The sequence below is a fragment of the Pseudoalteromonas sp. APAL1 genome (assembly GCF_021532475.1).
GTDB lineage: Bacteria > Pseudomonadota > Gammaproteobacteria > Enterobacterales > Alteromonadaceae > Pseudoalteromonas > Pseudoalteromonas lipolytica_C.
In genome coordinates, this window is sequence record NZ_JAKGAW010000052.1 from 19,158 (window position 1) to 29,992 (window position 10,835).

Here is a 10,835-nt window from a genome sequence, read left to right on the forward strand (position 1 = left end):
GATGGCAGACTATAAATCTTGGCTCACTGATTTAACTAAATGGATCAAAGATGTAAAAGACAATGAATTAAAGGATGCAATAGATAAATTTGTTGAATCAGAGCAAGCACTTAAAGATTTAGGACAAGAAAAGCTTAGCCAATATCGAGAGTATCTTAAGCGCGATATTGATCACATCAAAGAAAATGATGAGCATTATGACTCGTTGGCTTGGCTTGAACTTAAGGAGTCGCTTTGGTACGAGTTATCGCATATTGAAGATAAAACCCAGTTAGAATGGCATGCCCTTAATCAAGATTTTAAACACGATGGTGTCTATCAAGAAGGAGAATGGATAGCCATGGGCACATTAGTATGTAAAAATTGCCAACATAGTTACGATGTTTACCATGCTACGCAAATTACTCCTTGTACTGAATGTGGCGGTATTTATTTTCGCCGTAAGGCATTACAACCTTAAATCAGTGACGCAGGCTTTTGCTGGGCGTTACCTTTAATGCCCAGTCAAGACTGGGAAATAAGAAGTTAGAATGACAAAAAAACTAATCCCATTACCTGTTTCTGCGCTAGCGCCAGAGATTTCTGCAAGCCATGTTGCCACTTGCATGCAAAACCCGTATCCAGAAGCACTCCCTTTTATCGGCCAGCAACGAGCACAAAGCGCTCTCGACTTTTCTCTGGGAATGGAACTTCCGGGTTATAATGTATATGTGATGGGTGAAGCGGCACACGGTCGCTACACGTTAGTGAAAGATAAACTCACAGCCCATTCTAAAGGCCGCCCAACTCCCAACGAATGGTTGTATGTAAATAACTACGACGATCACCGTGAGCCAATTGCGCTGTTTATGCAAGCAGGGCAATCGAAGCAGCTTGCCGATGATATCGACTCGTTTATTGATGAAGTGCTTGATACTTTTCCTGCGGCATTTGATAACCCTGGGTATCAGCGTAAGAAAAAATCAATTGATCGCGAGTTTACCGACACCTACGATGCAGCTATAACTGCAGTAGAAATTGCTGCTCTTGAGCAAAGCGTGGCTCTCATTGAAGAAAATGGTGTGGTTGGCTTTGCTCCACTTATTGACGGTAAGCAACTGAGTGATAGTGAATTTGCAGCTCTTGAAGAGCCGCTTCGTATAGAGTTTTATGAAGTCATTGAAAAGCTTGAAGATGCGTTAATCGAAGCGCTGATTGAGCTACCACGTTGGAAGCGTGAATCATCAGAAAAACTGCGTAACCTTAAAAAATCAACAGCAGAGCTTGCTACTAAACCACTTCTTAAAGCGCTTGAGCATAAATATGCAACACATATTGGGGTTCTTCGTTATCTAAAAGATATTCGTGAAGAAATCATTGATGCGGTACTGGAGTGGCTTGACGACGATGACAACGACGAAAACAAAGAAGATTTTGACCGTAAAGGTATGCTCACAGATTTCTTCGCGCCAAATATTCTCGTGGAATACAAAGAGGGCGATGCAGCCCCTGTGGTGTATGAGCCGAACCCAACCTTTGGCAATATCTTTGGCAAGATTGAATATGCAACGTCGCAAGGGTCACTTATTACCAGCTATCGCTCAATTCAACCAGGTGCATTACACCGTGCTAATGGTGGTTATTTGATCATGGATGCAGAGAAAGTTATGTCTAACCCGCAAGTGTGGGATGGCTTAAAACTGTCTTTGAAAACCCATCAAATCAAAAACGACTTACCCTACCAAGACAGCTCAGTAGGAAGTAGCTTTACATTACGCCCGCAGCTTATTCCACTTGATGTAAAAATAGTACTTTTAGGGTCGCGAGAGCTTTATTACACCATAGGTGAATATGACGAAGAGTTTGCTGAGTTATTTCGTGTACTCGCTGACTTTGATTACTACTTACCAAGTAGTGATAAGCTGCAGTATCAGTTTATTACCAAGGTAACTGAATATTGTCAGCAAACACTTAATTGCACTGTGAATGAAGCGGCGATGGCGAGATTATTAAAGTTTAGTTATCGCCAAGCTGAGCATCATAATAAACTCTCAGCTCGTTTTGCTGATGTATTAGAGTTAGTGGCAGAAGCTAGTTTTTATGCTAAACAAGATGAGCAAACAGTGATTGATGCTCATCACATAGACGAGGCCATTGTTGGTAAGCAGTATCGAACAGGGCAAATCTCTGAAACCATGCTCAGTGATATCAAAGAGGGGCAAATTTTAATTGCTACTGAAGGTCACGCTGTGGGTAAGGTGAATGGCTTAACCGTGCTGCACATTGGCGATACCTCATTTGGTACACCAGCACGCATTACTGCCACTGTGTACGCAGGTGCTGATGGCGTTATTGACGTTGAGCGTGAAGCTGAGCTGGGTAAAGCCATTCACTCAAAAGGGGTGATGCTATTAACCGGTTACTTAGGTAATAAATACGCTCAGCAATTTAGCCTGACACTCAGTGCTAATATCGCAATTGAACAAAGCTATGGCTATATCGATGGTGATAGCGCTTCACTGGCTGAGTTGTGTGCGCTTATATCAGCCATTACTAACTTACCTATTAGCCAATCTATCGCGCTGACAGGGTCAATTAACCAGCATGGTGATGTGCAATCAATTGGTGGTGTAAACGAGAAAATAGAGGGCTTCTTTAAGCTTTGTAAAATGCGTGGCTTAACCGGTGAGCAAGGGGTGATTATTCCTAAATCTAATCAAGTGAACTTGGTGCTTGATGATGAAGTACTCGATGCCGTTGAAAAAGGACGCTTTAACATTTATGCCGTTGAAACCGTTGATCAAGCATTGAGCTTATTAATGGATAAAGACGCAGGTGAAATGACCCCACAAGGCTACCCTGATGGTTCTATTAACGCGCTAGCCTTAGCAAGGCTTGCCAATATTGCTGATATCGTAAATGGCGACAATGATGATGAGAAGGACGCAGAATGATTAATTTATTACTTTTACTGATCATCGGTATTTTTTGCTTTTTAATTTTTAAAAATAGCAAAAAGGCGAAGCTACAAGCCCTTGAAAATGAAAAACTAGCGGCGGATTTTTTAGCGAACAATAGTAAAGCCGACGATGTTCATGAAACAGCATCTGGGCTGCAGTACAAAATTGAGCATCGCGGCGACAATGAGGCAAAACCAAGTGCTACCAGTAAAGTCAAGGTTCACTATCATGGTACGCTGTTAGACGGCAGCGTATTTGATAGTTCAGTGGTCAGAAACTCGCCAATCAGCTTTGGTTTAAATCAAGTCATTGCTGGTTGGACCGAAGGCTTACAGCTAATGAGTGAAGGGGATAAGTTTACCTTTTATATTCCACCGCAGCTAGCATACGGCAGTAAACGGGTAGGCAGCATTCCAGCAGGTTCATTGCTAATATTTGATGTCGAATTGATAAAGATAGAATCTTAAAACTTTAAAAGGCTTCATATTGAAGCCTTTTTTATTTGTTATTTCTTAACCCTGATAAACACAGCCACAGCACTGAGTAATATCACTACAATCCATACTGGCCAATTACCATATTGACTATAAAGACTATCGCCTTTGATTAAGGTGATATTGGCTTCAAGTACATCAGCTTTAAATTGCGGCATGCTCAACTGTGATTTAGCAATAGGGTCGTAAACGGCGCTGATACCATTATTCGTTACGCGAATTAGCGGGCGTTGTAATTCTAGAGCACGCATACGGGCTATTTGCATATGCTGATGCGGGCCATGAGAGTCGCCAAACCACGCATCATTACTAACGGTGAATAAAATGTCTGAATCACTGCGATAATTACCACGCACTAAATCAGCAAAAGCAATTTCATAACAAATAGCGGGTAAAATATGTAAGCCGTTCGCCTGTAGATTGTTTTGAACTTCATCGCCTCGAGTAAATGACGACATAGGTAAATCAAACAGTGGGGCGATTGGACGCAGTAATTCTTGAAATGGCACGAACTCACCGATAGGCAATAATTGGTGCTTTTGATAGCGATTTTTACCTAAATACTGATAATGACCTTCGCTATCATCTTGCTCTTTTTTACCTAATACAATGAGGGTATTAAAAATATTACGGGTGTCGTATTGATAATCCACGATACCGGTGATCAGGGCTGTGTTGTTAAAAGCTGCTGCACTATCAAGACCAGTTAGGTATTGTGTTGATAGGGCTTCAAGCTCAGGGACAGCAGCTTCTGGCCAAACAATGAGATCAGCATTCCAATGTAGGCGCGTCATGTCTTGGTATTTACTCATAGTATTCCAAAACTCTGACGGTTCAAATCGTAAATGCTGTTTAATGTTCCCTTGTACTAAAACTGTTTTAATTGTTTTATCTTGATACTGTAAAGCACTATTACTCGCAATTACGTATAAGCCTGCCAATAAGGTCACAGAGCCGATTAACGGCTTTACGTCTTTACCTAGCAAACGAAAGAGTGAAAATGCGATGAGCACGCAAACAAGTGTTATACCAAACTCGCCAATCACAGGGGCTAAAAAGTTCAGTGGGCTGTCGGTTTGTGTATAACCAAAGCTCAACCAAGGAAAGCCTGTTAGCAAAGTGCCACGTAAGTACTCTGTAACCGCAAAGTTGGCAAGCAACAAGCAGATAAAGCTATAGGGCCCTTTAGCAAGGCGGGTTGTCAACCAAGCTGCTAGTGCAGGATACAAGGCTAAGTAAGCGCAAAGTAGCACCATCAATGAAATCGATGCAATTAATGGCATACCGCCAAAGGTGGCTATCGATACATGCACCCAACTAATACCTGCACCAAACCAGCCTAAACCAAAGATAAAGCCATACTTAGCACTTTGTTTAGCGGCCGATTTACCATTTGCCTGCGGATTAATGCAATAGATAAGTATGCCAAGAGAGAGAAAGGCAATATACCAAAGATTATAAGGGGCGTAGCTTAAGGTTAAAAAGAGGCCCGCAATGAGTGCGAGCCAGGCTTTTTTATCTTTTGCAATAAGGCTTAGCTTAGTTAGCAGTTTCTTCACTGTCGTTATCATCAGCCTTAGGAATGGTGACTTGCAATTGTAAGATGCGACGGTTATCTGAGTTGGTGACTTTAAATTGCAGGCCATCAATATCAATTGTTTCACCACGACTTGGCATATGACCAAATGCGTGTAAAACAATACCACCTATGGTGTCAGCATCAGAGGTGCTGTAACCGGTTTTAAAATACTCGTTAAAGTCATCAACTTCAGTCAGTGCTTGTACTGCATAAACGTGTTTAGCTACTTGACGAATATCTTGTTGGTCTTCGCTTTCGTCGTGCTCATCTTCGATTTCACCAACGATGATTTCAAGAATATCTTCGATGGTTACTAGACCCGACACGCCGCCGTATTCATCGATGACGATTGCCATATGGTATCGCTGTTGACGGAATTCGTTAAGCAGTGTGTCAACACGTTTGCTTTCTGGTACGACTACTGCTGGGCGTAAATAATCACGCAAAGAAGGTAACTGCTCATCTTTGTTTAAGATAAGTGGTAATAGATCTTTTGCTAATAAAATACCTTCAACATGGTCTTTATCTTCACACACCACTGGAAAACGTGAATGTGTTGAGTCAACCATCATAGGTAACAGTTCTTCAAGTGGTGTATCAACCTCTAAGGTAACCATTTGCGAGCGAGGGATCATGATGTCACGAACTTTAAGCTCAGATACACCAAGAACTCCTTCGATCATTTCTTTGGTTTCAGGGTCGATAAGGTCGCGTTCTTGCGCATCGGCAATTACTTCAACCAGCTCTTCTTTATTCTGGGGTTCCCCTTGCAACATTTGGGTTATTCTGCCCAACCAAGTTTTGCCAGAAGAACCCTGGCTAGATTGCGAGTTGTCGTCGCTCATTGCGTCTAATTGCTCCGTAAATTTAAATATCGTCTCGATATGGGTCTGCGATGTTCAGATCAGCAAGTAATTGCTTTTCTATGCTTTCCATTTCGAGTGCATCTTCGTCCTTTATATGGTCAAATCCAAGTAAATGCAAGCATCCATGGATCACCATATGGGCAAAATGGTCATGAAAGGTCTTTTCTTGCTCAATTGATTCGGCCAAAACAATGGCCGGACAAATGATTAAATCACCCACTAAAGGTAACTCAATACCCGGTGGTGCTTCAAATGGAAACGATAAGACATTAGTCGGTTTATCTTTTCCACGGTAATCATTATTGAGCTGCTGGCTTTGTGCTTCGTCGCTTATGACGATAGTAAGCTCAGCGTCTTCACGGTAGTTACTAAGGGCTTTATCAGCCCATAGTTGGAATTGTTCAAAGCTAGGTAAGTCGTCAAACTCACAGGCTATTTGTAAATCTAATTCGGTCACGAGTTTGCTTCTTGTTGGTTTGCTTGTGCTTCTTTTGCACGTTGCTTTTCTGCGCGTTTTAAACGCTCAGCTTCATCATTGCGCTCATAGGCTTCTACGATACGTGCAACAACAGGGTGGCGCACGACATCGTGTGATTGGAAGAAATTAAAACTAATTTCATCTACGCCGTTTAATACCTCAATAGCATGACGAAGCCCAGATCGAGCACCACGTGGTAAGTCAACTTGTGTGATATCACCTGTGATCACTGCTTTTGAATTAAAACCAATACGGGTTAAGAACATTTTCATTTGTTCTGCGGTGGTGTTTTGGCTTTCATCAAGAATAATAAAGGCATCATTTAATGTACGACCACGCATGTAAGCAAGTGGGGCCACTTCAATGATGTTTTTCTCAATTAGCTTTTCTACACGCTCAAAGCCCAGCATTTCGAATAAAGCATCGTAAAGTGGGCGTAAGTACGGGTCGATTTTTTGGCTTAAGTCACCCGGTAAAAAGCCTAGTTTCTCACCAGCTTCAACTGCAGGGCGCGTTAATAAAATACGGCGAATCTCTTGACGCTCGAGGGCATCAACAGCAGCTGCAACGGCTAGATAAGTTTTACCTGTCCCAGCGGGACCGATACCAAAGGTAATATCGTGATGCAGGATGTTAGCAACATACACGCCTTGGTTATCGTTGCGTGGTTTAATAACGCCACGGCGTGTTTTAATCACCATGCCTTTACCGTACACGCCCGGGTTTTCATCTTGCTCTAGGGCATTCGATTCGCTAATTGCTAAATGCACTGCATCAGGTTCAATTTCGCCTATTTGACCACGAATAGGTTGAGTGTCAATGTAAAGGTTTTTTAAGATTTCAACGCTGGCTGCGGCGCAATGAAGTTTACCCGTGACTCTGAAAAAATTATCACGGTGGGCAATTTCAACACCTAGGCGGCGTTCGATTTGTTTAATGTTTTCGTCAAACGGACCACATAAAGAAGAGAGTCGTTTGTTGTCGGCAGGTTCTAAATAAATCTCTAATGTTTTTAATTGATTACTCAAAATTACTTCCTATTCATGGGTGCTGGCAGTGCCAGCACCAGTGTCTCCCTAAGGTACGAAAGTAGCAACGCCAATTTCGTTAGGGGCAGCTGCGGCTTCAGCTTCGGCAGCTTTATTTAAAATTGCTGATGGTGCCACATCACGACGTAAATTCATCTCTGATTCTGTACGAATTAATTCACCACGTAAAGAGTTTGGCAACGCTTCAGTAATACGTACATCAACGAATTGACCGATCACTGAGTGAGGGCCTTCGAAGTTCACTACACGATTGTTTTCTGTACGGCCACGTAATTCCATCGGGTTCTTCTTAGAAGGACCTTCAACCAGGATACGTTGTTCAGTACCAAACATTTGGCGGCTAATTTGCTGCGCCATTTGCGTGATGCGGTTTTGTAATAGGTATAAACGCTCTTTTTTCTCTTGCTCAGTCACATCGTCTGGTAAATCGGCAGCAGGTGTGCCAGGGCGCGCACTGTAGATGAAGCTAAAGCTCATATCAAAACCAATATCATTGATAAGGTTCATAGTTGCTTCAAAATCAGCTTTACTTTCACCAGGGAAACCAATGATGAAGTCTGATGACATGCTTAGGTTAGGGCGAATTTTACGTAATTTACGAATCGTCGATTTATACTCAAGCGCTGTATGACCACGTTTCATCAGGTTAAGAATACGGTCAGAGCCACTTTGTACTGGTAAATGTAAGTGATCAACAAGCTCTGGCACATCAGCGTATGCATCGATGATGTCTGGTGTAAACTCTACTGGGTGTGAGGTGGTGTAACGAATACGGTCAATGCCGTCAATCGCTGCAACATAACGAAGTAGGTCAGAGAAGTAACAAATCTCACCGTCGTGTGTTTCACCGCGATACGCATTTACGTTTTGACCTAAAAGGTTTACTTCACGCACGCCTTGCTCTGCAAGTTGCGCAACTTCAAGGAGCACATCATCTAAAGGACGACTTACTTCTTCACCACGCGTGTAAGGTACTACACAGAAAGTACAATACTTAGAGCAGCCTTCCATGATTGATACGAATGCAGTAGGACCTTCTGCTTTTGGCTCAGGTAAGCGGTCAAATTTTTCAATTTCAGGGAATGAAACGTCAACCACAGATGTGCTGTCGCCACTTTGCACTTGCTTAATCATTTCTGGCAAGCGGTGTAATGTTTGCGGGCCAAAGATCACATCAACAAATGGCGCGCGTTGGCGAATTGAGTCACCTTCTTGCGATGCAACACAACCACCAACACCAATGATTAAGTCTGGCTTGTCATCTTTTAATAACTTCCAACGACCAAGCTGATGGAACACTTTTTCTTGTGCCTTTTCACGGATTGAACAGGTATTGAGTAAGATCACGTCAGCGTCTTCAGCTTCTTCAGTTAACTGATAGCCGTTTGTCGCATCTAGTAGATCAGCCATTTTCTGAGAGTCGTACTCGTTCATCTGACAACCCCAGGTTTTAATATGCAGCTTTTTACTCATTGAAATATAGCCTCGTTTTCAATTCGGTAGTGACACAAAAATGTGTTAGAAACAGGATTAAGTGGCAATTATGCCGACTTAAAGGACGCGTATTTTAGCTGGATACCCGCACAGATCCAAGTATAGTTTTAATCTTTGTGGTGTGAAATCAAACAAGTCCCTGATTTGAAATTCTTAAGTATTAAATGCACTGACACTGTTTATTGAATTACGTTACAATTTGCCGGGTATTTAAATAGCCAAATGAGCGAATATTAAATGAATAAAAATAAGATAATTGTTGTTGGAGGTGGCATGGTAGGTGCTGCTACAGCCATAAAATTGGCGCAGCAGGGGAGTGATGTCACGATTATTGAAAAACACCTTATTGATGCGGATAGTATTCTTAGCTCAGATAAAGTGGATATTCGTATTTCGGCTATTAATCGTTTTTCAGAGCACCTACTTGATGAGCTTGGGGCAATGCCATTATTGCGTAAAAACCGAATCGCACCTTATCAACAACTAGAAGCGTATCAACAGCAAGACGAGAGCTTATTATTTGATTGTAAAGATATTGGCGAGACACATTTAGGCCATTTAATTGAAAATAGCTTAATTCAGGCGAGTCTATGGCAACAATTTGCTGATTACAATATTGAGGTTATCGAGCAAAAGACTCCTGTAACCGATATAAATCAAACTGACGATTCAATCACTCTGCATTATGGTGATACACACTATATGGCAGATTTAGTCATTGCGGCTGATGGTGGTCAATCACAATTGCGCACCAAAGCTGGATTAGGTGTAACTGGTTGGCAGTATGCTCAACATTGTATGGGTGTATTAATAAAACTGGATGCTCCTCAACAAGTAAAAACGTGGCAGCAATTTACTCCAACCGGACCTGTCGCGTTTTTACCTATGCAAGCACCTTATGCAAATTTAATTTGTTACCACGACGCAGCAGTTTTAAAGCAATGGCAAAAACTTTCTAATGAAGAACTTAAAGCAAAGCTCATTGCACATTTCCCTGAACTACCGGGTGACTTTGAATTACTTGAGCATGCTGTTTTCCCTCTTGCCAGACAACACGCCAATGATTACTCACAAGGGCGTTTAGTACTTGTGGGTGATTCAGCGCACACAATTAATCCTCTTGCAGGTCAAGGCGTAAACTTAGGCTTTCAAGATGTGGTTGCATTGGCGGATATTTTGGAAGATCAAGAAGACGTGGGTCAACATCAATTATTAAAACAATATGAGAAAAAACGTCGTCATGCGAATTTACTCATGATGAGTATGATGGATGCATGCTATTTTGGTTTTTCAAATGAAATAAAACCACTCAGTTGGGCGCGGAGCAAGTTCTTGAAATTAGCCAATAATAAAGGCCCTGCTAAAAATTGGGTATTGAAATATGCGATAAGCGGGACATTAAGTTAGAACGCCATATTGATATTTTTTAATTTTGAAGTACAAGTGCCTTGGTAGCACTTGTACTTTACGAGCTATCTTAATTCCAAGTGCCACTTCTAGAGTACATATACTCTGCATCAGCACACCAATTTACATCAGCCCAAGTGTAGTCGGTGTAATAAATCTTATCTACACATCCCCTTACTGAGCTTTCAACCTTGAATACATCGACTATACAAGTAGTGCCAGTACAATCAGCAACGCTTGCACTATTATAAGTACCACTAAATACCCACTCAACGCGTGAAACATCTTTTGAGGTATTAACTTTGAAAGCAACCTTTGGTGCCCAGTTAGGATTAGTCTCACCACCAAAACAACGATTCTGGGTGTAGTTATCGTAGGCCATTGTATCTACGTAGCATGATACAGAGTTTGCAAAAGCATTAGCAGTGAATAGACCACTTATTAGAGTTAAAATTGTAAATAACTTTTTCATATAACTTTCCTTATTAGAGTGTTAGCTCGTTTTTTGAGCACATTTAGAGTATCAATA

General features: G+C 41.7%; 10 protein-coding genes. 4 read left to right on the forward strand and 6 right to left on the reverse strand.

Annotated features, from left to right (window positions below; translation table 11 throughout):
* Position 1: 1 nt before the first annotated feature.
* The 3 genes from L1264_RS18470 (at position 2) to L1264_RS18480 (ending at position 3,406) form a co-directional block, all read left to right on the forward strand.
* Positions 2–460, forward strand: coding sequence for a zinc ribbon-containing protein (locus tag L1264_RS18470; RefSeq protein ID WP_135924127.1), 459 nt, complete (start codon positions 2–4; stop codon positions 458–460).
* Between the two features lie 70 nt (positions 461–530).
* Positions 531–2,933: a Lon protease family protein gene (locus L1264_RS18475; RefSeq protein WP_135924128.1), complete on the forward strand. Its 2,403-nt coding sequence runs from the start codon at positions 531–533 to the stop codon at positions 2,931–2,933.
* On the forward strand, positions 2,930–3,406 hold the full coding sequence (locus L1264_RS18480; RefSeq protein ID WP_138558628.1) for an FKBP-type peptidyl-prolyl cis-trans isomerase: 477 nt from the start codon (positions 2,930–2,932) through the stop codon (positions 3,404–3,406). The genes L1264_RS18475 and L1264_RS18480 overlap by 4 nt, the downstream gene beginning before the upstream one ends.
* A gap of 38 nt (positions 3,407–3,444) precedes the next feature.
* Here L1264_RS18480 and lnt read toward each other — a convergent pair whose 3' ends face one another.
* Genes lnt through miaB form a run of 5 tightly spaced genes read right to left on the reverse strand, consistent with a single transcriptional unit; the run spans position 3,445 to position 8,878 of the window.
* Positions 3,445–4,992: an apolipoprotein N-acyltransferase gene (gene lnt / locus L1264_RS18485; RefSeq protein ID WP_199527569.1), complete on the reverse strand. Its 1,548-nt coding sequence runs from the start codon at positions 4,990–4,992 to the stop codon at positions 3,445–3,447.
* Positions 4,973–5,857, reverse strand: a complete 885-nt coding sequence (corC, locus tag L1264_RS18490; protein WP_135924131.1) for a CNNM family magnesium/cobalt transport protein CorC — start codon at positions 5,855–5,857, stop codon at positions 4,973–4,975. Before corC ends, lnt begins: the two co-directional genes overlap by 20 nt.
* Before the next feature lie 22 nt (positions 5,858–5,879).
* Positions 5,880–6,335 (reverse strand): rRNA maturation RNase YbeY, encoded by a 456-nt coding sequence (ybeY, locus tag L1264_RS18495; RefSeq protein ID WP_054551659.1) that lies wholly within the window; start codon positions 6,333–6,335, stop codon positions 5,880–5,882.
* The gene (locus L1264_RS18500) at positions 6,332–7,384 is read right to left on the reverse strand and encodes a PhoH family protein (protein ID WP_199527568.1); all 1,053 of its coding nucleotides are present in this window, start codon (positions 7,382–7,384) and stop codon (positions 6,332–6,334) included. The genes ybeY and L1264_RS18500 overlap by 4 nt, the downstream gene beginning before the upstream one ends.
* A gap of 48 nt (positions 7,385–7,432) precedes the next feature.
* Positions 7,433–8,878, reverse strand: a complete 1,446-nt coding sequence (miaB, locus tag L1264_RS18505) for a tRNA (N6-isopentenyl adenosine(37)-C2)-methylthiotransferase MiaB (RefSeq protein ID WP_135924133.1) — start codon at positions 8,876–8,878, stop codon at positions 7,433–7,435.
* Between the two features lie 258 nt (positions 8,879–9,136).
* On the opposite strand from miaB, the gene L1264_RS18510 reads away from it, so the two are divergent.
* On the forward strand, positions 9,137–10,306 hold the full coding sequence (locus L1264_RS18510) for an FAD-dependent oxidoreductase (protein ID WP_199527567.1): 1,170 nt from the start codon (positions 9,137–9,139) through the stop codon (positions 10,304–10,306).
* 70 nt (positions 10,307–10,376) lie between these two features.
* Here L1264_RS18510 and L1264_RS18515 read toward each other — a convergent pair whose 3' ends face one another.
* Complete coding sequence (locus tag L1264_RS18515) at positions 10,377–10,778, reverse strand: hypothetical protein (protein WP_138558631.1); 402 nt, start codon at positions 10,776–10,778, stop codon at positions 10,377–10,379.
* Between the last annotated feature and the right edge of the window lie 57 nt (positions 10,779–10,835).